This is a genomic window from Vibrio sp. McD22-P3 (assembly GCF_021568915.1).
In the GTDB taxonomy this organism is placed as follows: domain Bacteria; phylum Pseudomonadota; class Gammaproteobacteria; order Enterobacterales; family Vibrionaceae; genus Vibrio; species Vibrio mediterranei.
In genome coordinates this window covers 201180-226043 of the sequence record NZ_JAKGTN010000004.1, presented here as the reverse complement: position 1 = coordinate 226043, position 24864 = coordinate 201180, and the positions used below count along the sequence as shown (strand labels likewise).

The 24864-nt window shown below is 42.2% G+C and carries 26 protein-coding genes; 15 read left to right on the top strand and 11 right to left on the bottom strand.

Going from position 1 to position 24864, the window contains the following annotated elements; genetic code table 11:
* The first annotated feature begins 162 nt into the window (after positions 1 to 162).
* The 7 genes from L2W36_RS06690 (at position 163) to L2W36_RS06660 (ending at position 5754) form a co-directional block, all read left to right on the top strand.
* Entirely contained in the window at positions 163 to 363 is a 201-nt protein-coding gene (locus L2W36_RS06690; RefSeq protein WP_006069048.1) for a hypothetical protein, read from the top strand.
* Positions 364 to 700: 337 nt separating this feature from the next.
* Positions 701 to 1378: a LuxR C-terminal-related transcriptional regulator gene (locus L2W36_RS06685; protein WP_006069047.1), complete on the top strand. Its 678-nt coding sequence runs from the start codon at positions 701 to 703 to the stop codon at positions 1376 to 1378.
* Positions 1379 to 1796: 418 nt separating this feature from the next.
* Entirely contained in the window at positions 1797 to 2516 is a 720-nt protein-coding gene (locus tag L2W36_RS06680; RefSeq protein ID WP_198558747.1) for a curlin subunit CsgB, read from the top strand.
* Positions 2517 to 2605: 89 nt separating this feature from the next.
* On the top strand, positions 2606 to 3580 hold the full coding sequence (locus L2W36_RS06675) for a hypothetical protein (RefSeq protein ID WP_236109628.1): 975 nt from the start codon (positions 2606 to 2608) through the stop codon (positions 3578 to 3580).
* A 537-nt stretch (positions 3581 to 4117) separates the two neighbouring features.
* On the top strand, positions 4118 to 4801 hold the full coding sequence (locus L2W36_RS06670) for a LuxR C-terminal-related transcriptional regulator (RefSeq protein WP_063603302.1): 684 nt from the start codon (positions 4118 to 4120) through the stop codon (positions 4799 to 4801).
* 135 nt (positions 4802 to 4936) lie between these two features.
* The gene (locus L2W36_RS06665; RefSeq protein WP_236109627.1) at positions 4937 to 5518 is read left to right on the top strand and encodes a DsbA family protein; all 582 of its coding nucleotides are present in this window, start codon (positions 4937 to 4939) and stop codon (positions 5516 to 5518) included.
* Positions 5519 to 5574: 56 nt separating this feature from the next.
* Positions 5575 to 5754, top strand: coding sequence for a hypothetical protein (locus L2W36_RS06660; protein WP_143081563.1), 180 nt, complete (start codon positions 5575 to 5577; stop codon positions 5752 to 5754).
* 63 nt (positions 5755 to 5817) lie between these two features.
* Here the strand turns inward: L2W36_RS06660 and L2W36_RS06655 are convergent, their stop codons facing one another.
* The 3 genes from L2W36_RS06655 to L2W36_RS06645 are packed head-to-tail and all read right to left on the bottom strand — an operon-like array spanning position 5818 to position 7575.
* Positions 5818 to 6654, bottom strand: coding sequence for a CsgG/HfaB family protein (locus L2W36_RS06655; RefSeq protein ID WP_006069040.1), 837 nt, complete (start codon positions 6652 to 6654; stop codon positions 5818 to 5820).
* 17 nt (positions 6655 to 6671) lie between these two features.
* The gene (locus tag L2W36_RS06650; RefSeq protein WP_031494927.1) at positions 6672 to 7082 is read right to left on the bottom strand and encodes a curli assembly protein CsgF; all 411 of its coding nucleotides are present in this window, start codon (positions 7080 to 7082) and stop codon (positions 6672 to 6674) included.
* Positions 7083 to 7092: 10 nt separating this feature from the next.
* Positions 7093 to 7575 carry a curli production assembly/transport protein CsgE gene (locus tag L2W36_RS06645; RefSeq protein WP_110165257.1) on the bottom strand — a complete coding sequence of 161 codons (483 nt, stop codon included), beginning with the start codon at positions 7573 to 7575 and terminating at the stop codon, positions 7093 to 7095.
* A 420-nt stretch (positions 7576 to 7995) separates the two neighbouring features.
* Here L2W36_RS06645 and L2W36_RS06640 point away from each other — a divergent pair, with 420 nt between their 5' ends.
* The 3 genes from L2W36_RS06640 to L2W36_RS06630 all read left to right on the top strand — a co-directional run bounded on the left by L2W36_RS06640 (position 7996) and on the right by L2W36_RS06630 (position 9897).
* Positions 7996 to 8634: a curlin subunit CsgB gene (locus L2W36_RS06640; protein WP_236109626.1), complete on the top strand. Its 639-nt coding sequence runs from the start codon at positions 7996 to 7998 to the stop codon at positions 8632 to 8634.
* Positions 8635 to 8729: 95 nt separating this feature from the next.
* A complete protein-coding gene (locus L2W36_RS06635; protein ID WP_236109625.1) occupies positions 8730 to 9533 on the top strand; it encodes a hypothetical protein in 804 nt (267 codons plus the stop codon).
* A 28-nt stretch (positions 9534 to 9561) separates the two neighbouring features.
* Positions 9562 to 9897, top strand: a complete 336-nt coding sequence (locus tag L2W36_RS06630; RefSeq protein ID WP_236109624.1) for a hypothetical protein — start codon at positions 9562 to 9564, stop codon at positions 9895 to 9897.
* Between the two features lie 33 nt (positions 9898 to 9930).
* On the opposite strand, the gene malK is transcribed toward L2W36_RS06630, so the two are convergent.
* Positions 9931 to 11040 carry a maltose/maltodextrin ABC transporter ATP-binding protein MalK gene (gene malK, locus L2W36_RS06625; RefSeq protein ID WP_031493156.1) on the bottom strand — a complete coding sequence of 370 codons (1110 nt, stop codon included), beginning with the start codon at positions 11038 to 11040 and terminating at the stop codon, positions 9931 to 9933.
* 723 nt (positions 11041 to 11763) lie between these two features.
* On the opposite strand from malK, the gene malE (L2W36_RS06620) reads away from it, so the two are divergent.
* From malE (L2W36_RS06620) to L2W36_RS06605, 4 genes are all read left to right on the top strand, one after another.
* Positions 11764 to 12945: a maltose/maltodextrin ABC transporter substrate-binding protein MalE gene (gene malE, locus L2W36_RS06620; RefSeq protein WP_236109623.1), complete on the top strand. Its 1182-nt coding sequence runs from the start codon at positions 11764 to 11766 to the stop codon at positions 12943 to 12945.
* 85 nt (positions 12946 to 13030) lie between these two features.
* Positions 13031 to 14602, top strand: coding sequence for a maltose ABC transporter permease MalF (malF, locus tag L2W36_RS06615; RefSeq protein WP_124941881.1), 1572 nt, complete (start codon positions 13031 to 13033; stop codon positions 14600 to 14602).
* An 11-nt stretch (positions 14603 to 14613) separates the two neighbouring features.
* Positions 14614 to 15504, top strand: coding sequence for a maltose ABC transporter permease MalG (gene malG / locus L2W36_RS06610; protein WP_006069031.1), 891 nt, complete (start codon positions 14614 to 14616; stop codon positions 15502 to 15504).
* Between the two features lie 394 nt (positions 15505 to 15898).
* Complete coding sequence (locus L2W36_RS06605; RefSeq protein ID WP_096442783.1) at positions 15899 to 16822, top strand: cation transporter; 924 nt, start codon at positions 15899 to 15901, stop codon at positions 16820 to 16822.
* Here L2W36_RS06605 and L2W36_RS06600 read toward each other — a convergent pair.
* Positions 16803 to 17051: a hypothetical protein gene (locus L2W36_RS06600; protein WP_006069029.1), complete on the bottom strand. Its 249-nt coding sequence runs from the start codon at positions 17049 to 17051 to the stop codon at positions 16803 to 16805. The two genes, L2W36_RS06605 and L2W36_RS06600, sit on opposite strands and share 20 nt — an antisense overlap.
* A gap of 99 nt (positions 17052 to 17150) precedes the next feature.
* A complete protein-coding gene (locus L2W36_RS06595; protein WP_236109661.1) occupies positions 17151 to 18044 on the bottom strand; it encodes a LysR family transcriptional regulator in 894 nt (297 codons plus the stop codon).
* A gap of 124 nt (positions 18045 to 18168) precedes the next feature.
* Between L2W36_RS06595 and L2W36_RS06590 the strand changes: the two genes are divergently transcribed.
* Complete coding sequence (locus L2W36_RS06590) at positions 18169 to 19797, top strand: glycoside hydrolase family 13 protein (protein WP_236109622.1); 1629 nt, start codon at positions 18169 to 18171, stop codon at positions 19795 to 19797.
* A gap of 77 nt (positions 19798 to 19874) precedes the next feature.
* On the opposite strand, the gene L2W36_RS06585 is transcribed toward L2W36_RS06590, so the two are convergent.
* The 5 genes from L2W36_RS06585 to L2W36_RS06565 all read right to left on the bottom strand — a co-directional run bounded on the left by L2W36_RS06585 (position 19875) and on the right by L2W36_RS06565 (position 24856).
* Positions 19875 to 20033 (bottom strand): hypothetical protein, encoded by a 159-nt coding sequence (locus tag L2W36_RS06585; protein ID WP_156020507.1) that lies wholly within the window; start codon positions 20031 to 20033, stop codon positions 19875 to 19877.
* Between the two features lie 335 nt (positions 20034 to 20368).
* Positions 20369 to 20794, bottom strand: a complete 426-nt coding sequence (locus tag L2W36_RS06580; RefSeq protein WP_006069026.1) for a phosphate-starvation-inducible protein PsiE — start codon at positions 20792 to 20794, stop codon at positions 20369 to 20371.
* A 213-nt stretch (positions 20795 to 21007) separates the two neighbouring features.
* Entirely contained in the window at positions 21008 to 22183 is a 1176-nt protein-coding gene (gene malE / locus L2W36_RS06575) for a maltose/maltodextrin ABC transporter substrate-binding protein MalE (protein WP_088878205.1), read from the bottom strand.
* Between the two features lie 190 nt (positions 22184 to 22373).
* Positions 22374 to 24164: an alpha-amylase family protein gene (locus L2W36_RS06570; protein WP_236109621.1), complete on the bottom strand. Its 1791-nt coding sequence runs from the start codon at positions 24162 to 24164 to the stop codon at positions 22374 to 22376.
* A 206-nt stretch (positions 24165 to 24370) separates the two neighbouring features.
* Positions 24371 to 24856, bottom strand: coding sequence for an acyl-CoA thioesterase (locus L2W36_RS06565; protein WP_006069023.1), 486 nt, complete (start codon positions 24854 to 24856; stop codon positions 24371 to 24373).
* Positions 24857 to 24864 lie beyond the last annotated feature (8 nt).

The following is a 24864-nucleotide window of genomic DNA, read 5'->3' as shown; positions in this document are numbered from 1 at the left end:
AAGGATGTTACCACTTCACGTTTCATAATTTGGCAATATGTGTTCATTGTTGAAGGAAGTAAACATGCTCATAAGTAGGCTAATTGTAGCTGGAATATGGCATGAGCACGCCAAAACAAGTAAACTAGAACCAGTTTAAGTGATTAAGTAAGGTAATTTGTTATGAGTGATTTTGAGAAAGAATTAGAGTTGATGTCTTCTCAAGCAGAGTCTGAGCCAGAGGTAGCTCTTCCTTCAATTGAAGAGCAGCGTGAAATTGCTGCAGAGTTAAAGAAGCTTGAGGCTGAAGGTAAATTGACTCCAGAAGTGCTAGAAAAGTACTTTGGCAAGTTTAATCAAAAGAGCCAGACACCAATTCACTAAACCACCTATCTAAGCCCCTGTTAAGTGCAATTTTAACTAGGGGCTTTTAAATAAAAGTACCACTGCTAGCTAAACCCCCTCAATATTTCACACTGAACTTTTGATTTAGTATTTGAGAGCTATATCTCATATCTCAATTTAACACTCGATGCTTAGTTGCAACTGATATTTTTCTCAAAAATGAGACTGCATATGCAAGCCGTTGTTTTGAATAAAAGTTAGTCAAATGCAATCGATTTCATTGCACTTCTAGGCTATTGACGGATGAGAATGCATCGAATTCAATATTAACTTTGGAACTACTTTTCAAAACAAAAATAATCACATGGAGTGAACTATGGCTACCTTGGTAGAGGGAAACCAACGTGCGGTTCTGTTGGCAGAGAATAATTTGCAATCGAGTCTGTTAAAAGAGTCGATTGAACAGCAACTTAATATGGAAATTCGGCTAATTTCACCTGAACGTATTGGTCAACTCAGGCGCAGCACCAAAGATTACAATGTCGATCTAATTATTATTGACTACCCGACGATGGACCATGCGGCGGTAAGACAATACCATGAAGTTAGGGATGTTTTCTCGCTAGAAGCTCAAGAAGTTTTGATAAATACCTCTCCAGGTATCCGTCATTCGGAGATGTTACGTTGGCAACGTTTAGTAGGTGTATTCTATGCGACCGATAACCTAGAGCGGCTTATTACAGGTTTTAAGTGCATACTAAACGGTGAGATGTGGATGAGCCGAAAGTTGGTTTACGAATACATTAAACTTTACCGAGGAAAACATTGCCATACGACAAACCCTTACTACACTAAATTGACTAGAAGAGAACAAGAAATTATTAAACTTTTGGGTAATGGGGCTTCTAACACGCAAATAGCAGAGACTCTTTTTGTGAGTGAAAATACAGTAAAAGCACACTTGCATAATACTTTTAAAAAAATAAAGGTGAACAATCGTCTGCAAGCCCTCATTTGGGCCAAAGATAACATAGCTCCCCATGAACTTGCGTAGTCTTCGCTATTCATATTAAATGGCTAACCCGTCTTTTTTGGCGGGTTTTCTATATGAGTTAAATGAAAGTGAATATTTAGCTTGCTTGTTGTGGATGATGTTCTAATATTATTTTTGATCATGATCACAAAACCAATTCCGAGGTCCATTATAGAGATCTAATGTGATAATTTTTCTAAAATACTGTTTGTTATGATGTTATTTATTTTTATCATACGATAGTTTAAGTTTCGTAAATGTTTCGATTAGCTAATCTGCGTCATTCCTACTCTTTCCTGTTAACTATTCTCATCTACTTGCTACCAAATTAATAACCCTAGTTAGTTTATTGGTGTTCTGATGGATAAACTTTAAGCTTGATTCAAGGTTTAGGTTTATATGCAACGTCAGATTGCTGAGGCTAGGAAAGGGTATTCCCATGAAAATGGAACAATGGCTTACCGTTCTATTTAAAACTCCAGGTTTGTTTAAATGCAGCGCTTTATTTAGTTGGATAGTTGTTTCTCTTTTTCTATCTGAAAGCGTCGTTATTGCTGGCGAAGTGAACACCTCTAAAGTAATTGTACATACTGTCCCATTTGAGTCTGGAGAGTTTTTAACCGGTGTTACTGACGCTACTCTGTCGAAGTATGGGTTTGAAGAAGCCAACAATTCAGATTTGAGTACTGAGTCAGATCTTGATAATTATTCAGATATAAATATAGCGAATGCTACATCGGCACAAGTAGTCATCTTGCAAAAAAGCTATGGGTCTGATGGGAAAAATAAAGCAAAAGTCAGTGTTTCGGGGGCTGGGAATCGTGTATTGGCAGCACAACTAGGAGGCAGGAATGAAGCCTACATAGCGCAAGAGGGCAATAATAATACAGCTATTGTAGGTCAAGTTGGCTGGGATTTAAGTTCAGAAAGTGTCGCCGTTGTTATCCAAGAGGGTGATGATAACGAAGCCTACATTGGTCAAAAGCGATACAGAAGTGCATCTAGCAATGTCAGTGTTAATCAAATTGGTAATGGGAATATTGCAGCGGTAGTCGCCGGTTCAGGTGCAGACCTTGGAATATCTCAAGTAGGAAATGGAAGTGAGTTAATAATTAATGCTTCCGGTTCAATGGGAATTTACGTCAATCAAACTAATTAGCGGCGTGGTATGTTGGTGGGTTGATATAAATACGTGCTTCTTAAGAAGTATATGTCGACAAGGAATTATAAAGGATTAAGGTTGTTATTATGAATAAATTAGCATTAGTGGTGAGTATTGCACTAGCTTCTAGTACTGTGGTTGCTGAAGACGTGAATTTCAGTAATTATAGCGACAAGCTAGGTAGTAAATTGAGCGCAGATAACCAATCGGTTATACTTCAATCAAATAACACTACTAGTTCAGTGGTTATCGAACAAGGTAAGCTTGGTAGCTACGACATGAATGTTTCGGTCGTAGATATGAGGTTACAAGATTGGGGAAGACTAAACAAAGTACATGTAAAACAGGATGGAGGTTTTGCAAGTGCCCACGATTCTCTAGTGAAGATTGGTGGAACTAGTGGTGGGGCTGATATCGCTGTTGATCAACGTGGATATTATAATGATTCTGAAGTCAAATTATCAGTTGACGCAGATAATAACTTGGTTGACGTAAAGCAGGATAATAGTGAACGTGCAAAAGGTAACTGGTCTGATGTAGCTATTTCTGGGGCTAGTGATTTCAACAAGGTCGATATAGATCAAAAAGGAAGTGGTAATTTCTCAGAAGTAGTCATTTCGGGAGGTAGTAGTGGTTCTTCAGCAAATAAACAACTAGTTAAGGTTGATCAAAATGGCGACAATAATGAGTCATTTGTGAAATTATATGATAATAGTGTTGATAATAACGTAAATATAAATCAGGACGATGATGGTCATTATTCATATGTGGGTATTAATGGCAATCTAAATGATATTGATGTTAAACAAAGTGGGAAAGCAAGCCATTCGGATATCAACCTTTATGGTGAAAGTGATAGCAATATAATAAATGTGACTCAATCGGGTTCTTACCTTGGGAACAAATCAGAGATCACACTTTATGCTTCTTCAGGAAATAATTCGGGCAACCATATAAACTCTGGAATAAAGGGAATTAGAGTTAACCAAACAGGGGTTGATGTTTCAACTATTGTTATGAACAATTCCACTAATAGTGCTATTTACGTCAATCAACAGTAACTTTGATGGTTGATTTGTTAACTAAAGGACCCACAATTGTATTTTGTACAATTGTGGGTCTGTATTCTTTTAATGGTTTGTCTACTTTAGTAAGCACAGACATCCAATGTCAACGTAACCTTAATAGTAACCAAGTTACCATTACACAGCACGCTGAAAGTGAAGGTGTCACGTTGAGAACTCAGTCGGGCTCATCTATATTTATTTCTCAGAATGGAGGTATTTCAGTATATGAATTACCGACTTCTCAATTTCCTCTGCTTTTAGAAAGCGTATCCAACGTACGCTGGGAAATTCGTAGCGACTGCATGGTAACTGAAGTAGGTGCATCTCAAGATTTCACAGAGTAACAGGCTTGCTAAAGATACTCAGTCAGGCATATATCTAAACTTTCTCACTACTGAGACTCTAACTCTAACTTACTGTAATTCCACAAATAAGACTTATTCTTCGGGCTTAGCGCCAGATCCGTTCAATAAATGCTCTGTTATACTTCACAGAATACGGCGTACTAAGCATAGTTACAGGGAGTTGGTTATGTCTGTTGAAAAGGATAGCAACAACGTGCACGCATTATTGTTAGCAGAGAATAGTCTGCAATCCGGTTTGCTCAAAGATTCAATAGAGCAAAAGGTTCCGATCACCATTAGGTTAATGTCTGCTGAGAAGCTTTACCGCTCACGAGATGATGTGGTTGAGAGGGATGTGCGCTTTATTATCATTGATTACGCTGCCATTGGTCATGGCACTGCCACTCACTATCACGAGATTATAGAGAGTATGGACAACAGCATCAAAGAAATTTTATTAAATGCGCCCAGTGACCTAGAACACGCGGAAATGCTTAAATGGCAAAACCTGGTTGGTGTCTTTTATGCCTCGGACACTATTGAAACGTTGGTTTCGGGCTTTGAGCGCATTTTAGCTGGGGAGTTGTGGATGAGCAGAAAGTTGGTCTACGAGTACGTGAATTTCTATCGTCGTCGTCAATGCTCAAAAACCAGCCCGTATTATACCAAGCTAACGAAACGAGAACAGCAAATCATTAAGCTGCTTGGCGATGGAGCGTCTAATACAGAGATCGCCGATACTCTATTTGTTAGTGAGAATACAGTGAAAGCCCACCTTCATAATGCATTCAAGAAAATTAAGGTCAAAAACCGTTTGCAAGCATTGTTGTGGGTGAAGAACAACATAGCATCTAGTGAATTCGTTCAATAGTGTGACTATCCGCTGAGCCGAAACAGAGCCTCTTTTTACCGCACGTTGTAACCATTTTCTAACAGTGTCTGATTTCACTAGAAATAGATGCTGTTTTATCGTGTGCACATTTCCATATTTTGAGTGTGGCACGTGATGAAAAAATCTCTCCTATTTTGGGCATTTAGCTTGTTGTCGACCGCTGTATTTGCTGGTCAGTTTGAAAAGGGTAAGCACTATGTAACCTTGCCTCGACCTCAGACTATTGAATCTCAGGTTATGTTATTCCATTCACCTTATTGTGGTCCTTGCGCCATGGTTCACGGGCCATTGGTGGATATTGTTCAAAAACATGACTTAACCTTTAACGAAGTTGTTGTAGGTATGGGGCCTGTCGGTCGCGACGTTCAAGAAGCCTTTGTGGTTGCCAAAGGGCAGGGCACAGAGCAAGCATTTATTGAAGAGTTGATTCATAGAATTCACTTTCGAAGGGATCAAACTCCAAGGTTTCGTAGTGATATTGCCGATGTCTTAGAAATGTGCGGTGTTAATTCTCAACCTTTTGAGGAGCGCTGTGAACAAATACAAGATGAAGTCGATGACTTTAACAGTTTAATAAAGGAGTATAGGGTTCGAGCGACACCGACGATAATTGTAAATGGTAATCAGCAAGTCATATTGCACCAATTGAGTAGCTTAGAAGAATTAGAACGCCTTATTGTGGAGTTAACAACCTAGTGGTTCAACAAGACGTGCATATCACTTTGTTAAGTGTAGTTATATTGATAGCGCCCATGCTGCTTAGTTGGAACCGTTCAAACCGAATGATGGTCATTGGCTTCAATATGTTGGGTGTTATCTGTATTGCTGCGGCATACCACTATTGTTATCACCCCTTAGCGTACCTTCCATTCTTTATGTCAGGGCTCACTTGTTGGATGTTTGCAGTCGGATTTGCGGTTAATAATCGATAAAAAAACAGGGCTACGGGTAAGTTCCATTTTCCGCATAGCCCTGTTTGCTGCTTACTCGGTTAGCTATAAAATTTCCGTTTTAGCTTGAGAGTATTTGGCGATAATCGGGTTAGACATTGCATCTGGGTCACCAGATGACCACATTCCTCTTTCCATCCCTTTGACAATTAGATGTATAACAGCGGCGTCAATAGCCGACATAATCGCGATATTGACGGGCTCATTGTTGCTGTAACCCAACTCAATTTCGAGTAGCTCTTTATAGTCAATGAATCGGAATGCGCCCAAACCAATTTCATGAGAAGAGATGGTTTTTGAAGTAGTTATACTTAGCAAGACTTGTCCACTACGCACGTCGACTGCTCTAAGGTTGACGGTTACTTGGTCAGTTCGATATTGACCAGAAGCACCTATGCCTAAGTATTTTGCACCTGCGCCGCCAGTTCGTATATTGGAGTCATACGCGACAATACCCCCTTCAATCACCACATTAGCGGAGTTAAGTGACGATAGATCCGAACCATGATTTGAGATCACTTTGTCTTTTTTCTGAGCTGCTCGAATAATCTTACGCTCAGTTAGTAGGTTTTGAAGGCCTTCTCGCTCAAGTGGAACAAACCATTGAGAGTCTAGTAGTGATGTTGTCAGCAATGACGTACCACCCTGAGGTACTGCAGTAGAGAAGTTACTATTAGGCTGAGGCTTATATTGGCCTGTCTGGTCGCGAAAATCATAGACAGAAACTAAGATTTTACCTGCTGGTTTAGGCAGCGCGATCAAGTCGGTGTAAGTAGCGCCTCGTGGCATTAATTTTGGCTCTGCAGAGGTATCAGGTATATCCAAAGAATGTGCGCAGCCACCAAGCATTAATGCTAGGCTCAAGTAAATTAGACCTTTCATAATACGTTCCTTGTAAATTAGAGGTCGGGATTAAGTCCAGAAACACTGATTTCAGTGGATTCTCCAGTTGCCTTGTCGACGATCTGAACCAATAAAGTGCCTGAATCATCAACGACATTAAGGAAGAAGTCGTCAGTTTCCAATTGGCCAGTATTGCCATTACCAATATCTGCCAATAATTGGCTAATTAGTCGGGACTCTAAGCTTGAAGCAAGCCTATCTAGTGCTGATTCTTCTTCAAAGTCAAACGAACTCGCGTTCGGGTCTTGATAGTCGTTAATTGCGTTCGCATGATTGATCAAGATCGTACTGTTTAATGGGTTCCCCCCAAAGGTAGGATTAACTGGGGTGTAGACGAGTTCGCTCGCCAGTGTTAATGGAGACCCCAATATTCCAATTAACGCGAGTTTAGTTGATAAATTTGCCATCCTTGCCGCCTTAAAATTCATCGTGTTCCAAATCAAAGGTGTCCATGTAAAGACGCTCAGCCTGCCATCGGATAATGTAATTACCCACGACTTGTAAGGCATCGTTTGCCCGGTCTTTAGCCTGTCTTCGACCTGGTGACAACGCTGTTCTGTAGATAGCTTTTCGAGAATGGTATACCTCAATAATACTGCCGGAAAGCGCTGTCGGGATTTCTTTGATAGTGAGATTTTCTTTAAGGTCAGGGTATCTATCATTAAGTTGTTGAGAGAAGAAAAAGTAAAAGTCTTCCCCTAAACGAGTGATAGTTCTATCGACAATAACACCACTAACTTCGCTAAAGTCGTTAAACGGAACCTTAAGTTTGTCTCCTTGCCCTTCTATCTTTTTACCGTTTTCTAAGGGAGCCCCGTTTTCAATGCCATTACTGTTTCCTGCCCCGAATACAGAAGAGGCAAACAAACACATGGTAATCATAAGCAGCAATAACTTCATGTTGGCTCCCATTCAAAAATCCGTTTAAAAAATGAGAAGAGTGAGTTCAACTGAACTTAGATAAATAGTAACCCAAAGCCTTTTTTCACTGCATAAACTTTAGCACTAGTTATTATGACTTTTTTTTCATACTTCGGTTCTTTTGATTGCCTAATAATTACTTCAAATATCCAAGGTTTATTTCTTACAAATCAATTTAAGTTTAGTGTGACTAAAACTAGTTGTAATTAGAATTCTAAATGTCATCGGTTCTTATTTTTTATCAGGCGCAAACTCAATCATTATTTGAAATTACAATTATTGTTTGAAGCGCAACACAACCATTTTAAGAATCATGAAGTGTTAAATCCGAAGTCTGCGTTCAGTTAACTCAGAAGCAGGATGAAAATCGATACATTTGGCAATTCAGGGAAAGTCGCAATGAATGCTTCGATAAAAACGAAACTTCAATCGGTATTAGGCGTAGCGTGCTTTGTCGCTAGCACTAGTGCTGCGAGTTCAGCTCTGGTTTTTGCTCCCAACGGAGGGGTTGAGTCTCACGGTGTTTTCTTACATGGAGTAAACGAGGATATCCAAAGTGATTTCAATGATTTACTCAACACTGTAGATGACATCGATAATTATTCAGAGGTGCACATCACTAACGCCACTGATTCGCTTGCGGTTGTAGTTCAGGAAAGTCCGGGGAACTCAGCAGGTAACAAGGCGAAAATAGTACAAAGCGGTAGTAGCAATACTGCCCTAATTGGTCAGAAAGGGGCAGCAAATACCGCCTATATCATTCAAGAGGGTGATAACAATGCAGCGGCGATAGGTCAACTTGGAAGAAATGGGCAAGCTCTTGTCGCCCAAAAAGGAGACAATAACTTAGCGGTAATCGGTCAAGCAAATATATTTCATCCTTCGAGCAAACTCAGTATTAATCAAGAGAACGATAACAATATTGCGTTTGTCGCTGGTTCAGGTGGTGCTAATTTAGGTGTTTCCCAGAATGGCGGGGATAACATATTAATTAATGCATCAAGTGCAATGAGAATTTACATAGACCAATCTAACTAGCGCGCGGTATTAACGTTACATTGGTTTAGTAAATGACTTCTTTTTATAGAAGTTATAGTCGACATGGAAACTTAAAAGGAAATAAGGGTTTTATTATGAAAATGTTAGCATTAGCTTTAGGTGTTGCAGTTGCTTCTTCTACAGTGATGGCAGCAGGTCCTGGTACAGGGAAGGAAATCTCATTCAACAATTATGCAGCTTATCAGAGCATGGATGTCCAGGGTGATAAGGACAACAAAAGTGTGGTCTTGCAATCAAACGATGTAGGCACTAGCGTGACAGTGATGCAAGGCGAGTTGGGTGTGTTTGATGGTAACCGTTCGGTTGTGGATATCAGATTGAATAGTCCAGGTAACAATAATGATGTGATGATCGACCAATCTGGTGGGTACAGTTTCAATGACTCCAAAGTTAAAATCAGTGGAACCACAGGCGGAGCAGATATCGACGTTACTCAAGATGGCCATGCGAATGACTCTGTCGTCAATTTCAGACATGATGAAGATAACTCTTCAGCAACGGTTGCACAAACTGGTGTCGATAACTGGTCGCGAGTTCGCTCTAGAGGTGCGAGTAAATCGAACACAATAGCAGTAACTCAGAATGGGGAAAACCAAGACTCGGAAATTCGTTTGTCTGATAGCTCTTCCAACAACATGATTACTGTTATGCAAGGTAAAAATACGAATAAGAAAAACAATGTGTCCATTGTTGATCTGAGTGCATCTAGTTCAAACAATGACTTGATGATTAACCAGAAAGGTAATAATAACCTCTCAGAAGCGTATCTAGTGGCCTCTAGTGGCGGTGATATTGATGTTATCCAAAGTGCAGCAGACAGTTCATATGTTTCACAAATGAACTCTTTGAATAGTACAGTCTACGTACATCAAAACTAAAATGCGTTTATTTGGTATAGAAAAGACGGTGTTAAACACCGTCTTTTTTTGGGTCATAGCTTTTGATGGGTCTTCTTCGTTATTGAAAGAGCAAGTTAAGTGTGAACTCAGGCATCAGCAGATAGAGATAATATTAGAGGTTGATAAAGGTAATCCAATCATCGATGTAACGACATCTATGGACGACCGCTTCCGTTGGCAGGCCTCTGGTGGTACAGCTCTTTTTAGCTTAAATAAAGACGCTTTCCCTGTAGTAGTCGAAGATAGCAAAAGCACGAGTAAATTAATTATCAATAAGCGTTGCTTGATTGAAGTCATAAAAAAGCCCTCACACTCTCATAAAGAGAAGGAGGACTTTCAGTAAGTATCAATGCGTGAAGCGATTAACTAGAAAAGATTATACACCTGCCTCTTTATACAAACGACGACACGCCTTACCATCACTATGGAACAAGTGGCAACGATGTGCAGGGATACCAATCTTAATACGGTCACCAACTTCTACCTCAAGAGTGTCTGGTTGACGGTAGATAACGTCAGCATCAGCACTTTCTAGATTTAGATAGACTTGAGTCTCGTTGCCAAGTTTCTCTACGATCATAACTTCGCCTTCAACTTTAGCATCGCCTTCCTCTTCAGAGACAAGGTGTTCTGGACGCACACCCAGAGACATACGGTCACCTTTGTTTACGGTTGTCCCGTCCACTGGAATCCAGAATGAGTCGCCGTCAGAAAGCTGAACTTTTACGCGCTCTGCTTCGACTTCGTCGATGAATACACTCATGAAATTCATCTTTGGAGAACCAATAAAACCAGCTACAAAACGGTTGTCAGGATAATGATAAAGCTCAAGTGGTTTACCGACCTGTGCCACATAGCCAGCATCTAGGACAACAATTTTGTCAGCCATAGTCATCGCTTCTACCTGATCATGCGTTACATAGATCATGGTGCAGCCAAGTTGACGTTGCAGCTTAGTGATTTGCGAACGCATGTTGACACGCAGCGCTGCATCAAGGTTAGACAGGGGTTCATCTAACAAAAATACATTAGGTTGAGATACCAAAGTACGACCAATCGCTACACGCTGGCGTTGACCACCAGAAAGTGCTTTAGGCTGACGCTCTAATAGATGACCTAATTGAAGAATTTCAGCAGCGTGTTCAACACGGCGGTCGATTTCTGCTTTATCTGCTTTAGCGAGTTTAAGGCCAAACGACATATTGTCGTATAGATTAAGGTGAGGGTAGAGTGCATAAGACTGGAATACCATACCTACGCCGCGCTTTGATGGTTCTACATCATTCATGCGCTCATCACCAATATACAAATCACCGGACGTGATGTCTTCTAAACCTGCGATACAACGTAGTAGAGTTGATTTACCACAACCTGATGGACCGACAAAGACAACAAACTCGCCTTCGTTGATTTCTAGGTCGACATTCTTGGAGATCAGTACGTCGCCGTACGCTTTACTAACATTTTTTAACGTGACACTCGCCATGTAGCTCGTCCTCGATTCATTTTTATATCTTTCTGTCGGTCATTATAGAGATAAGTCGACAGGTAATAATAGTAGGAAATTGGTAAGTGATTAGGGTATTGCTCGATTTTGTTAAAAGGCCTTGTCCTTTGATTGTCTATCTAGCCCCTGATGGAAAGAAAAAAGGGCGGCGCTGTACGATATGGCGCCACCCTCAAAGCCAAGACTTCGCAAGTATCCCCCGACATAAATTGAAGTTCTCCCCCGTAAAATAAATTACCACTAGTACTTCAATTTATGACTACTTGGCGAGTCCGGCGATGCAAACCCAGCATGTGTTTCGTATGAAACTCAAGGAGCACATGGCTCTTACTGGTAAAGGGTTCTTACCATCCACTCTTGGATGACTGCAGTTTCCTTGATTCGTGTAAGTCGTACATCCTCCTGATAAAAATAATTGTGGGGGGAGTAGGAAAGGAGGAGGGGTTAGGGGAGTAGAAAAGCCATATGAGATCCAGTTCAAATAATTACTCCTCATAATGGTGAAACATGTCACAACAGAAGATTGTTTTGTGATGTTGATCTATAGTTCTTGCCGACAGAGATCACGGAAATCATTGCTACTCCAAAGGGCGTAGAGAGTAGGAGGATGAGACCTTGCTGTATTTTTTAGATGATACTCATCGAAATTTAGGAAAATCCTCTGGATGACCCTGCGATCAAAACTATAAAAAGGATATGAACATGAAAAAAGCCCTAAGCACTGTAGCTCTAGGTACACTAGTTGCTCTTGGTTCTTTTGGTGCAAATGCTGCTATCGAAGAAGGACAACTCACTATTTGGATCAATGGTGATAAAGGTTATAACGGTCTTGCAGAAGTAGGTAAGAAGTTCGAAGAAGACACAGGTATTAAAGTGACAGTTGCTCACCCTGATGGTCTAGAGAGCCGCTTCCCTCAAGTTGCAGCGACTGGTGACGGTCCTGATATCGTGTTTTGGGCTCATGACCGTTTCGGTGAGTATGCTCAAGCAGGTTTGCTAGCTGAAATCAAACCTTCTAAAGAAGTTAAAGAAGGCATCATTGATTTTGCATGGGATGCAGTTAAGTACGATGGCAAGATTATCGGTTACCCAGTAGCGGTTGAATCCCTATCCCTAATTTACAACAAAGACTTGGTTCCTAACCCACCGAAGACTTGGGAAGAAGTGGAAGCATTGAATGCGAAACTTGCAAAAGACGGCAAGTCCGCAATCATGTGGAACCTAAAAGAACCGTACTTCACATGGCCACTAATGGCGGCTGATGGCGGTTATGCATTCAAATACAACGGTGGTACTTATGACGTTAAAGACGCAGGTATTGCTAAAAATGGCGTGAAAGACGCACTTTCATTCGTGAAGGGCCTTGTCGACAAAGGTGTTATCTCGGCAGATATGGATTACTCAGTGTCTGAGTCTGCGTTTAACCAAGGTAAGACTGCGATGACGATCAACGGTCCATGGTCTTGGGCGAATATCGAGAAGTCTGGCATCAACTACGGTGTTGCTACTCTTCCTAAGTTCAACGGTCAAGCATCTAAGCCTTTCGTTGGCGTACTAACTGCGGGTATCAGTACTGCATCACCTAACCGTGACTTAGCGGTTGAGTTCTTAGAGAACTACTTACTGACTAATGACGGTCTACGTTTAGTTAACAACGACAAGCCACTAGGCGCAGTTGCGCTAACGTCATTCCAAGAAGAGCTAGGTGCTGATGAGCGTATCGCGGCGACAATGGATAATGCGATGAACGGTGAAATCATGCCAAACGTTCCACAAATGAGCGCGTTCTGGGCATCGGCTAAAAACGCTATCGTGAACGTGGTTGATGGACGTCAGACTGTTGATGCTGCTGTAGCAGATGCAGAAAAGCAAATGACTAAGTAACTATTGATATTAGATCTACCCTTTTAAGGAGGGGGCAACCCCTCCTTCTTTTCTATTTTTTGTATTATCGCTAGCAGGTCCTTTTATGCAGTCAGTTCAAGGTACAGATGCCATGTCAGCAACAACCGCTACAGTTCCGAGCAGCAAGAAAGTATTCATTAAGTGGGGACTTCTTGGCTCAGTTGGTCTAGTGAACGGTTACGCGACCATTCTTATGTATTCACGCGGTGAGCTTGCCTTTGCAATGCTTACTGTGATCTTAACCGCTCTGGCACTCTATATTTTCGGCAGTAAGAAAACTTACGCTCACCGCTATATCTATCCAGGTATTGCGGGCATGATTCTCTTTATTCTTTTCCCATTAGCGTATACCGTCGGACTCGCTTTCACTAACTACAGTGCGAAAAACCAACTCTCTTTGGATAGGGCACAAAGCGTCTTAATGCAGCGCACATTCCAAAGCGGTGAAAGCTTCTCTTTTGATTTGTATAAAACGGATAATGGCCATCGTATTTACGTTAAAGACGGTGACCAGCTGCTCGTCACGCCTGAGTTTGATATCTCAAGCCCTAAAGCAGAGTATGACCTTTCTGAAGCTCAGTCTCAGTCGGGTGAAAAAGAGAAAATTAAGGCGATCATTCAAAACCGTTCAGCGCTAAATACTATCGATCTTCACATGCCAGATGGCGCTGATATTAGAATGAGTGGCCTACGTAAGTTCGCGTCGGTACAACCATTGTTTAGCAAAATTGAGGGTACTGACGATCTTCTGAACAACAAGACGGGTGAGACATTCCGTCCGAATATGGAAGTTGGTTTCTATCAGCCTATTGATACGAATGGAGAGTTTACTGGCAATACGGTTTCTCCGGGTTTCATCGTTGATATTGGTACGCACAACTTTGAGCGTGTTTGGAAAGACGATGGTATTAAAGAGCCGTTTATTAGCATCTTTATTTGGACGGTTGTGTTCTCAGTACTGACAGTGATCTTTACTCTGGTCATCGGTATGGTGTTGGCTAGTGTGGTTCAATGGGAGGAACTGAAAGGACGTGCGGTGTATCGCGTACTGCTTATTCTTCCATATGCGGTCCCAGCGTTTATCTCAATCCTTATCTTTAAAGGTCTATTCAACCAAAGCTTTGGTGAAATTAATATGGTGTTACAGAGCCTATTTGGTATCAGTCCAAGCTGGTTCTCTGACCCAATTTTAGCGAAAACCATGGTGTTAATTGTTAACACTTGGCTTGGTTTCCCTTACATGATGATCCTATGTATGGGTCTACTAAAAGCGATTCCAGACGATTTGTATGAAGCATCGGCGATTGATGGAGCAAACTTCATCCATAACTTTACACGCGTTACGTTGCCATTGATGATCAAACCACTAACGCCGCTTTTGATTGCAAGTTTTGCTTTCAACTTCAACAACTTCGTAATGATTCAGCTATTGACTCAAGGTGGTCCAAACATGATTGGTACCTCTGAGCCAGCGGGTTATACCGACCTACTAGTAAGCTATACCTACCGTATCGCGTTTGAAGGTTCGGGTGGTCAAGACTTCGGTCTAGCAAGTGCGATTGCAACGCTTATCTTCCTGTTGGTTGGCGCGTTAGCTCTACTCAACTTACGTTTCACTAAACTTGAGCAAGATTAAGGAATATCACGATGCCAATGGTACAAGGTAAATCATTAAAATACCGAGTGTGGGCAACCCATATTGCACTTTGGGTGTTCCTATCACTTATCATCTTCCCACTGTTGATGGTAATCGCAATCTCTTTCCGCGAAGGTAACTTTGCGACAGGTAGTCTGATTCCGGATAACCCATCGCTAGAGCACTGGAAACTGGCGCTAGGGTTCTCTGTGACCAATGCAGATGGTTCGGTGACACCGCCGCCATTCCCAGTACTAACTTGGCTGTGGAACTCGGTGAAAGTAGCAGGCATCTCATCGATTTTGATTGTGGCTCTGTCAACAACGTCAGCTTACGCTTTTGCACGCATGCGTTTCCCTGGAAAGAGCACCATTCTTAAAGCGATGATGATCTTCCAAATGTTCCCGGCAGTACTGGCGTTGGTTGCGTTATATGCACTATTCGACAAGCTTGGTCAGTACATTCCTTTCTTAGGATTGAACACGCATGGTGGTCTTATCTTCTCCTACTTAGGCGGTATTGCACTGCACGTATGGACGATTAAAGGCTACTTTGAAACGATTGATAACTCGCTAGAGGAAGCTGCAGCACTAGATGGTGCGACTCCTTGGCAGGCGTTCCGCTTAGTACTATTGCCACTGTCTGTGCCAATTCTAGCGGTAGTCTTTATCCTGTCGTTTATTGGGGTTGTGGGTGAAGTACCAGTAGCATCATTACTGCTTTCTGATGTAAACTCATACACATTAGCGGTTGGTATGCAGCAATATCTGTACCCTCAGAACTATTTATGGGGCGACTTCGCGGCAGCGGCGGTATTGTCAGCATTACCTATCACAATCGTATTCTTACTTGCGCAGCGCTGGTTAGTGGGTGGCCTCACAGCTGGTGGTGTTAAAGGATAATAACGATAAGGGTGATCGCAAGGTCACCCGTTTTTTTGTCTTGTTTGACACTCAATTGGTTTGGCCGCCGACAAGTTGGATAAGATCACTGGTGTTACGTATAGCTGGCTGTTACCAGGATTCCTTACTATCACGAATAACAGTTTCTTGTAACCGATGCCTGAGCTTAGTCTCGGGCGTTTTCTTTTCTAGCCATCAATTCTTTTCGTCCATTAAATTGTGACCTAATAAGAATAGCCGTACGTCCGTTCATTACCTATTGTTATTATTGACAATTAATGCTGTTAAAAGCAGCAGTTGGCTTGTGCTGTCGTAGGCAGTCTGTGCTCGGTGTGTTATAAGTTTTAACAGACCTGAAATAGGTAGCCAGTTTGTCTGAAAAAGGGAGAATCAGATGACAAGAATCACGGAATCGAAAGCCTTAATTTATTCAGCCGTTGGGGCAGGCCTGTTAGCGCTGTGGGGCGGTTTAATGGCAATGATTTCTGGCTCAAGTGCCATCTTGCTTGACGCCTCGTTTAACCTATTATCAGCGGTAGTGTCTTTCGCCTCTCTGCGCATTGCAAAGTTAACTGAATCTGGTACATCACGAAACTACCCGATGGGTTTCTTTGCCTTTGAGCCACTTATTGTTGTCATCAAAGGCATTACTATATTAATACTTATTGCGTTCGCAGTCGGTAGTAATATTCCGGTTATTCTTGCAGGAGGCCGTGAGCCGGCACTGAGTTTAATGGCAATTTACGTCTTTCCTGCCGTGGCGTTGTGTGCTTTTCTCTATTGGATTTGTCACCTAGGACACAAACAGTCAAACTCCGACATTCTTAAGGCAGAAAAGAACGCTTGGTTTATCAATGGAATCATTTCGGGAGCTATTGGGGTAGCACTGATCTTGGTGATGTTGATTCAAGGAACATCGTTCGGATGGGTAGCACGCTATATCGACCAAATTCTTGTTGTGCTATTTAGTTTGGCCTTCATTAGTGACCCAATCAAACTTATCAAAAATGGTATGCGTGAACTCACCTTAGCCATGCCTCCGATAGAGCACACTAAGCCGATTTATCGCGGTCTGAAAGGTTTAGCTCAGGAGTATGAAATTGAGATTGTCGATATCTTTATTGCTAAGCTTGGTCGAAAAACTTGGGTGTCTGTGTATGTAGATCCTAAACGTGAATCGATGACATTCAAGAGCTATGAACGATTTGTCGATGATTTGAGGGCTAAAGTAGATAAGCCTTACACCATGACCGAGGTAGACGTCATCCTTAAGCGCTCGCCAACATCAGCAAGTGAGGCTAACTTAGTTCACGACTAGAGGGTGCACATCCCACGTACTGGAGCAGAACGTAAAGACTTTCTTGCTCCAGTGCGACTCGCTGTAACAAATCAGCAAAGACATCGTCGCCACCAAAGCACGCTTTGATATAGTGATTGATCTCGTCTCTTTGATAACCTTCTACATACATCGTTCTGATCCATTGGTACTCGACAGATTTTAAGTTAGTAAGTGTTGTTTCACTTAACGTGATGTCGTTGAGGGTCAAGCCGAGCTCCTATCTCTTTTGGCATTAAAGTTTGGCGATTACATCAAACTTTAATGAAAGAAAAATGACAGTTGCGTGACTTGACAGTGAATTGACAAACTAGACTATTGATTCAACATTCTGTTTCAAAAGGTAAATTAGCTCGTTCACGCTATTTTTATGTTCACCAAGCTTGGTATAAATCCCGATATTACCTACTTTTTGCCTATCAATATGGCAGACTTTCAAACCTAAGCTCGCTAACCACTGTTCCGCTCTGTGACTGTATGGCATAACTGCTTGAGTCATATGAAGCATGTCTATACTGGCTAATACAGAGTCTACATCGTAGACAACACGTTCTTCTAGAGAGCCATCATGAGGTAGGCCATTAGACAGCACGGATTGGTGTCGGGGGTGGTTCGGTGTCACTCGAAGCAATGGAAACTGATCTATCTCGTTTGGCTCTGCATTCGATTTCGCTAACGGGTGTTGTTGTGATACGTAGGTTGCTTCGTAATCTTGGAAAAGAGGTTGGAAGGCTACACGGCAGTCGTCAGAGAGTTCCAATACCTCATGACCTATAAATAAATCTATATCACCTCTTGTGAGGTGGCTCAGTAGGGAGAGGTTATTACCAAACTCGAGATGAAACGAATTTGCTGGGTTTAATGACTGATAATCCTTTACCGATTGACGTACAAATCGTTCCCACCATACTTCTCCAGTACCGATTTTAATCTTGCCGAACTGGCGTTGTTGCATGTCATTAAACTGATGTTTGAGAGAGAAGTATTGTTCCTGCTGTTCCTGCGCAAATGCCCGAAATTTCTGGCCATATGGTGTGAGTTCAACACCTTTCGATAATCGATTAAATAGAGGTGCGCCCATTTCGGATTCCAATTTTTTTATCGCGGATGTCAAAGACGGTTGGCTGATAAACAGTTCATCAGAGGCTCGTTTGATGTTGCCATGCTTTGCGACTGCTAAGAAGTACTTTAGCGATTTGTTGATAGCCATGTTGCGCACCAAGGTGTTATATAAAAATTCTATATGATTATACGTATATTCTATTTTCTTTCCTACTGAGCAATGCGTAGAGTGATGGAATAAATTACGCCTATTAAAGGAATTGAACATGGAAAAAAGATGGTGGCATAACTCCGTTGTCTATCAGATTTACCCGCGCAGCTTCTGTGACTCCAACGGTGACGGAATTGGAGATCTAAACGGTATTCGTTCCAAACTAGACTATTTAACTGAACTAGGTGTGGATGTGATTTGGTTATCGCCTGTCTATCAATCTCCAATGGACGATAATGGTTATGATATTTCAGACTATCAAGCAATCGCACCCGAGTTCGGCACAATGGAAGATATGGATGCCTTACTAGCGGAAGCCAAAGAAAGGGGCATCAAAATCGTCATGGATTTGGTCGTCAATCATACCTCTGACGAGCACGAATGGTTTAAACGCGCTTGCGAGTCGAAAACCTCGCCTTATCGAGACTATTATGTTTGGCGAGATGCAAAGCCGGATGGCAGTGCACCGAGTGATATGGGCTCAATCTTTGGTGGGAGTGCTTGGGAGTGGCATGAGCCCACACAGCAGTATTACTTACATTTGTTTTCAAAAAAACAGCCGGATTTAAACTGGGAAAACCCTAAAGTACATGATGAAGTTCATAAAATGATGAACTGGTGGATCGATAGGGGGATTGGTGGTTTCCGATTAGATGTCATTGATTTGATTGGTAAAGAAATTGATAACGGTATTACGGGTAATGGACCACGCCTACACCCTCTACTTAAGCAGATGAACAATGCCACATTTGGCGACAAAGATCTGCTAACAGTAGGAGAAACTTGGGACGCAACGCCTGAAATCGCCAAGCTTTACAGCGCGGAAGACCGCGAAGAGCTATCGATGGTGTTCCAGTTTGAACATATTACCTTGACCTGGACGAATGGTGACAAGTGGAAGCCTGCGCCGTTAGATCTAAAGGCATTCAAACAGGTTCTGACTAAGTGGCAATTGGAGCTTAAAGAGACCGGCTGGAATTCGCTGTTTTGGAATAATCATGATTTACCACGAGCGGTGTCTAAGTATGGAAACGACGGCCAGTATCGAGTGAAATCGGCCAAAATGTTAGCGACAGTATTACATTGTTTAAAAGGCACGCCTTACATCTATCAAGGCGAAGAGATTGGTATGACGAATGTGAAGTTCGACAATCTTGAGCAATATAAAGATATTGAAACGCTCAACTTTTACAAGGTAAGAACCGAAGCAGGTGTGAGTCATGAAGAGATGATGGCGGCGTTGGCTGAAAACAGTCGTGACAATGCTCGTACACCAATGCAATGGTCAAATGAAGCCAATGCAGGATTCTCTACTGCCGAACCTTGGATCGAGGTCAATCCGAACTACACAGCCGTGAATGCTAAGCTTGATAGAGCCTCGAACGAATCAATCTATGAGTATTACAAAGCACTTATTGGTCTTCGTCGTGAGTTTGAGGCGGTGATTTACGGCGACTTTATTCCTTTACTCGAAGAACATGACAAGGTATTCGCTTACCTACGTCAACATGGAGAACAAACCTTACTTGTGGTTGCAAACTTTAGTGATGAGAGTGTTGATGTCGATTTAGGCATTGAGGCTCCAGCTCAATGTACAGAGTTATTGTCAAACGCAAGCATTGATTTCTCAGATTTTAGTTGCCTTAATTTAGAACCTTATGATGCAGCAGTACTGCGTCTATAGAGCCGGGGTTTAAAATGGAACCAAAAAGGCGAGAACTCAAGTTCTCGCCTTTTTTGGTTTTCAATTGGCTAATCCATTTAGTAAGGCTGATTGTTTTCGCTGTCGCGCTCTCTATCCACGTCTAATTCGTAAGAGTATGGGTCATAGGCGCAATCGCCGATATCATTCCTAGGACACACATGTTCTGTGTTTCTCTCTACCATTGGGGTGTTACACATAGGGCAAGTACGATCCATTTTCTATCTCCTATATTCACCTGACGTGAGGTTGTGAAGCCTATACCGTTGCCCAAAAAAGACAAACGGCTTCCATTTTTACGTCGAGTGATCTGGAAAGATCTTTCCTCGACCTCTAATGATATAGACAGCTATATAGATGAATTCAATGGCACTTTTATGAATGACCTGGAGAGTGTGATCCTGCGTTAACAATTACAAAAACGTACAGAGCTCTGTTACATCGATATTAGTTTGAATTTAAGAGGCTTTTTCCCAAATTGCGATGAAAAAGCCCGAATCAGTCGAAAATCAGTTGAAATATTTGCTAACAGTAATCTACTGGCAGAGCGGAGTTACTCATCTGGTTGATTGGTTTTGTCGTCCACGTAAGGCCAATAATGATGACCGACCCTGATAAGTATTGTCGCCGCTGCCAAAACAAACGCAGCAAGAGACAGCCAAACGATAGGGACAGCGTCCAACTCTTTCATTCCCAGCGTGATATAACGAGCGATGGCCATCATAGCAATGTAGATGGGGTAACGTACTGGGATTTTACCGTTCATCACAAATTGTTGGACCATCGCTAATACTTCCAAATAGATGAACATCAGCAGAATATCAGTCAGCAGAACGCGACGTTCGGTGAAGACGTGCATGAACTCTTCAATCATCGCAAACAGCGTAGCGAGCGTGATTGCAACCAACAAGACAGCTTCAAGAATATGGAAGACCTTTAAGAAAGGTTTACTGAATGATTTTGGTAAATGGGAAGGCATGAAATTTCTTCGATAATAACTGGTTAACCTCTACCTTAGCATAGATGCGGTAAACTCGCGTAGTTCTATAAACGGTAACAGTCAGATATAAAAGCGATTATGGTACAACCTACTGAGTTGGCGAGCACTGAAATATCTCAGTGGGAAAGGCAAAGCGATCAAAAAAGCCCGCTTTTTTACGACGGGCTTGACCTACGATCAAAACAGCTATAACTATCTTAAAATTTGCTTCTCTGCGGTTGTGAGCGCATCTTCAACCGTTTGGCGTCCGTTAAGTGCATTCTCGATAGCAGCACCCTCTGAAATCCAATATGTCATCATTTGTGGGATGGCTGGCATAATCTCACCGTTTTCGGCATTGAGCATTGTGGACTTAATGCGAGCATCGGATTCTAGAGAATTCTGGAATGTCTTAAGTGTCACAGCACCAAGCGGTTTGTCGTTGTTTATCGTTTTAAGAGCCTCGTCGGTAAACAGGTAATTTTCGATAAACTCAACCGCTAAATCCTCATTTGGACTAGCTGAGCTGATACCGGCACTCAAAATGCCAACAAATGGATTGGATTTATTACCATCTAGGGTAGGGAATGTCGCCACACCGTAATTTAAGCCTGCTTTATCTAAGTTGCCCCATGACCACGGTCCATTGATGGTCATTGCCACATCGCCTTTCGCGAATGCAGATTCGGCATTCGCATAGTCCATACCAGGGTCGACAATGCCTTTCTTTTTCATATCAAGCAGGAAGGCTAGGTTTTTGCGAGCTTGTTCGCTGTTAATACCAACGTCTGCTGCGTCGTGACCATTTTCAGTTTTCTTAAATGAGTAGCTTCCTGCTGAGACGATAGGCCAAGTGAAATACGCATTTTTTACATCCCACATGATGGTTTGTTTTCCTTGCGCCTTCATGTTCGCTTGGATAGCAGGGAGCTCTTCCCATGTTTTTGGCGGTTCTGGTAACAAGTCTTTGTTATAAATAAGAGATATCGCTTCGATGGCAAGAGGGTAGCCAATTAACTTACCGTTGTAATTAACGGCATCCCAACTGAAATCGACCAGTTTTTCTTGAAATTCTTTGCTTGGTTTTACTTCACGTAGTAAGCCTGCTTCTGCATAGCCGCCAAAGCGGTCGTGAGCCCAGAAAATAATGTCAGGACCATCGCCAGTTGCTGCAACTTGTTGAAAGCGAGACTCTAAAGACTCTGGAAATTGAACGCTAACTTTAACGCCAGTGTCTTCTTCGAACTGACGACCAACTTCTGCTAAGCCTTCATAGCCTTTGTCACTGTTGATCCAAATTAGTAATTCACCCTCAGTTACTGCGAATGCTGGTGTTGCCATTAACGTCGCTAGTGCGATAGCGGACAAGGATGTTTTTAGATTTTTCATTGTTACGATCCTGACTATTTGTAATGGCACTAGAATAAACCTAATCTTGGTAGCACAAAAATAGGCTTTTTAATAGATGGTATAGTTTTAATCTATTTCATAGCTGTTAAATGTGATTTGAGTGGTTGCCAATAAAAAAGCTCCAACGCGAAGGTTGGAGCTTATGCACTTTTGTGTTTGGGTTGCAAAGTTACCTTATGCCTACGAGCTGCAAAATATGTGATGTGAGTGGTTTTAGTGGTTGTGAGATATGTCCTTTACCATTTTTAACTTCAACCTCAAACTGAACATTGGAGTTTAATAAATCCTGATAGACATAATGTCCATCAGCCAGCGTCAATGTAGTAACGACCTCAGTAGGTAGCATGATTGGCTGTGTAGTGCTGTGCGTTGAATCGAAGTTTATTAGGATAAGAGCATGTTCTTTTTGAGTGTATCGAGTATAACCGTAAAGTTTGCTAGCTAGACTGCCATGCGTTTTATCCTCATCTATTTTTAATGGTTGCATAGCCCCCGTTAAGGCGGGGCAGGTCAGCGCAATGTTCATTAGTTTTTGATAAAAGTGACGCAGTGCCAATTCATCCGAAGACGATTGTCCTCCATCAAATTCGCCGCCATTCATCCATCGCTGGTGGCTTGGAACACCAATATAGTCAAAGATAGAAGTTCGAGTTGGCTGCCCAAAACCGGCCTGCTCTGCACCGGCTTCTCCAACTTCTTGACCAAAATAGATCATTGTTGGAGCATTGCTAATCGTCGCAGAGAGCACCATGGCAGGCAGAGCAGCCTGGGCATTGGAAGCAAACTCGCTACAAGGTATACGCTGCTCGTCGTGATTGTCTAAGAAGTGAAGCATGTGGGCTTCTATATCGTTCAGTTCTTCTTGAATTCGAGTGATGTTTTGAGTATCGCCACGCCCCTGAATGATATCTTTCAAAGCGTCGTAAAGGTCCACTTTGTCGTAGAGGGCGTCCATCTTGCCCAGCTGAATATAATCTCGATATAAATGCGGTTGATATACTTCTGCAACTAAAAAGGCATCTGGATTGACCTTTTTGATTGATGAATTCATATAGCTCCAGAATTCTACGGGCACCATTTCGGCCATATCATATCTAAATCCATCGATACCTTGTGATAGCCAGTAAAGTGCGATGTCACGGAACTTTATCCATGAGTTTGGTACGCGCTTATCTTGCCAAAACTCAAAATGTGCTTGGCATGACTTGTGGCGATAAGTTTGTGGTAGTTCCGGAAAGTCTTTGCTGCCATCAGGACGAACACCATAGTTTACTTTTATGGTTTCGTACCAATCGTCTGCATTTGGTTTGGCGAGTCGAGAGCCATTTCCGGTCCACTTAGCAGGAAGCTCTTGATATGGTTCTCTTAGCAAACGATGCTCTTCACCACCAAGTGGTTGAAGGTGCTGTGGAATATCGGGAAGTTGGAAGGCTTTACCTGGAATATAGTAGAAGTTGTTATTTACCGCGTATTCTACGCTCACGTCATCATCAGCACCAAAATCACGGATTCCAACTGGGTTATTTAAACCTTGGTAGTGTCTCGCCACGTGATTGGGCACAATATCGATAATAACCTTCAAGCCTGCTTCATGTGTCCTTTGGATCAAAGACTGAAACTCTTGATTACGCTTGCTTGGGTCATCGGCTAGATCAGGATTAACCGAGTAATAGTCCTTTACTGCGTAGGGAGAGCCAGCTCTACCTTTTACAATGGCAGGGTGATCGTTTGAGATGCCAAACTCAGTGTAGTCTGCGACCAATGCATGATGAGGTATGCCTGTATACCAAACATGGGTCATGCCGAGATCTCGAATTGAGTTTAGCGCGGTTGGGGTGATATCGCTGAATTTACCCACGCCGTTTTCTTCGATAGTACCCCAAGGTTTGTTGTTTGAGTTTTTATTGCCATAGAGTCTTGTGAAAATTTGATAAAGATGGATTTTAGTTTTGTGGTTCATACTCATCTCACAGTCAAGGTAGAGGTCTGGATATAGAAAAAATCTATTGTATGATGAGAGTGTAGAGTAAGGCTGAGACAAAAAACTCATCCTTTTAGGTTTAAAATAGGGGCGTAGATGTGAGTTGTGTGACAAAAGCAGATAATGGTTAACACATTATCTGCATTCGTTGGGGCGATGTGTTGGGCTGTCGGCTTTTATAAACGCTATTTAAGGTACTTAACGTGCGCTTCCATCTCCTCGCCAATCTCTTTGCGCATATTCATCAGTCTGATTGCTGACTCACGTAGTTTGATGTCTTCGTCGGTTTCAGGAATCCATTCAGGAACTGAAGTTGGTTTTCCATCTTCATCGACGGCGACCATGATGACGATGCAGTGTGTGGTGAGACGATTTTTAAGTTCTTTGGGATCGCTTGCTTGCACATCAATGGCGATGTGCATTGAAGAGCGTCCTGTGTAAATGACTTTAGCGCTGACTTCCACAAGGTTACCGACGTGAATCGGTTGAACAAATCGAATTCCGCCAGCATAAGCGGTAATACAGTATTTACCACTCCAAGCTGCCGAACAGGCATAAGCGGCCAAGTCGATCCATTTCATTACCGCACCACCGTGCACTTTCCCGCCAAAGTTTACGTCACCAGGTTCAGCAAGAAAACGAAGGGTGATATCTCTTTTGCCACGACTCATTTGAACAT

Coding starts and splice junctions, on each gene's coding strand:
- malF (WP_124941881.1), top strand. CDS start 13,031: ATGCAGTCAGTTCAAGGTACAGATGCCATGTCAGCAACAACCGCTACA.
- L2W36_RS06645 (WP_110165257.1), bottom strand. CDS start 7,575: ATGAAGTTATTGCTGCTTATGATTACCATGTGTTTGTTTGCCTCTTCT.
- malK (WP_031493156.1), bottom strand. CDS start 11,040: ATGGCGAGTGTCACGTTAAAAAATGTTAGTAAAGCGTACGGCGACGTA.
- L2W36_RS06590 (WP_236109622.1), top strand. CDS start 18,169: ATGGAAAAAAGATGGTGGCATAACTCCGTTGTCTATCAGATTTACCCG.
- L2W36_RS06680 (WP_198558747.1), top strand. CDS start 1,797: ATGAAAATGGAACAATGGCTTACCGTTCTATTTAAAACTCCAGGTTTG.
- malE (WP_236109623.1), top strand. CDS start 11,764: ATGAAAAAAGCCCTAAGCACTGTAGCTCTAGGTACACTAGTTGCTCTT.
- L2W36_RS06650 (WP_031494927.1), bottom strand. CDS start 7,082: ATGGCAAATTTATCAACTAAACTCGCGTTAATTGGAATATTGGGGTCT.
- L2W36_RS06585 (WP_156020507.1), bottom strand. CDS start 20,033: ATGGATCGTACTTGCCCTATGTGTAACACCCCAATGGTAGAGAGAAAC.
- L2W36_RS06605 (WP_096442783.1), top strand. CDS start 15,899: ATGACAAGAATCACGGAATCGAAAGCCTTAATTTATTCAGCCGTTGGG.
- malE (WP_088878205.1), bottom strand. CDS start 22,183: ATGAAAAATCTAAAAACATCCTTGTCCGCTATCGCACTAGCGACGTTA.
- L2W36_RS06660 (WP_143081563.1), top strand. CDS start 5,575: ATGCTGCTTAGTTGGAACCGTTCAAACCGAATGATGGTCATTGGCTTC.
- L2W36_RS06655 (WP_006069040.1), bottom strand. CDS start 6,654: ATGAAAGGTCTAATTTACTTGAGCCTAGCATTAATGCTTGGTGGCTGC.
- L2W36_RS06675 (WP_236109628.1), top strand. CDS start 2,606: ATGAATAAATTAGCATTAGTGGTGAGTATTGCACTAGCTTCTAGTACT.
- L2W36_RS06635 (WP_236109625.1), top strand. CDS start 8,730: ATGAAAATGTTAGCATTAGCTTTAGGTGTTGCAGTTGCTTCTTCTACA.
- L2W36_RS06565 (WP_006069023.1), bottom strand. CDS start 24,856: ATGAGTCGTGGCAAAAGAGATATCACCCTTCGTTTTCTTGCTGAACCT.
- L2W36_RS06665 (WP_236109627.1), top strand. CDS start 4,937: ATGAAAAAATCTCTCCTATTTTGGGCATTTAGCTTGTTGTCGACCGCT.
- L2W36_RS06570 (WP_236109621.1), bottom strand. CDS start 24,164: ATGAACCACAAAACTAAAATCCATCTTTATCAAATTTTCACAAGACTC.
- malG (WP_006069031.1), top strand. CDS start 14,614: ATGCCAATGGTACAAGGTAAATCATTAAAATACCGAGTGTGGGCAACC.
- L2W36_RS06580 (WP_006069026.1), bottom strand. CDS start 20,794: ATGCCTTCCCATTTACCAAAATCATTCAGTAAACCTTTCTTAAAGGTC.
- L2W36_RS06670 (WP_063603302.1), top strand. CDS start 4,118: ATGTCTGTTGAAAAGGATAGCAACAACGTGCACGCATTATTGTTAGCA.
- L2W36_RS06685 (WP_006069047.1), top strand. CDS start 701: ATGGCTACCTTGGTAGAGGGAAACCAACGTGCGGTTCTGTTGGCAGAG.
- L2W36_RS06690 (WP_006069048.1), top strand. CDS start 163: ATGAGTGATTTTGAGAAAGAATTAGAGTTGATGTCTTCTCAAGCAGAG.
- L2W36_RS06640 (WP_236109626.1), top strand. CDS start 7,996: ATGAATGCTTCGATAAAAACGAAACTTCAATCGGTATTAGGCGTAGCG.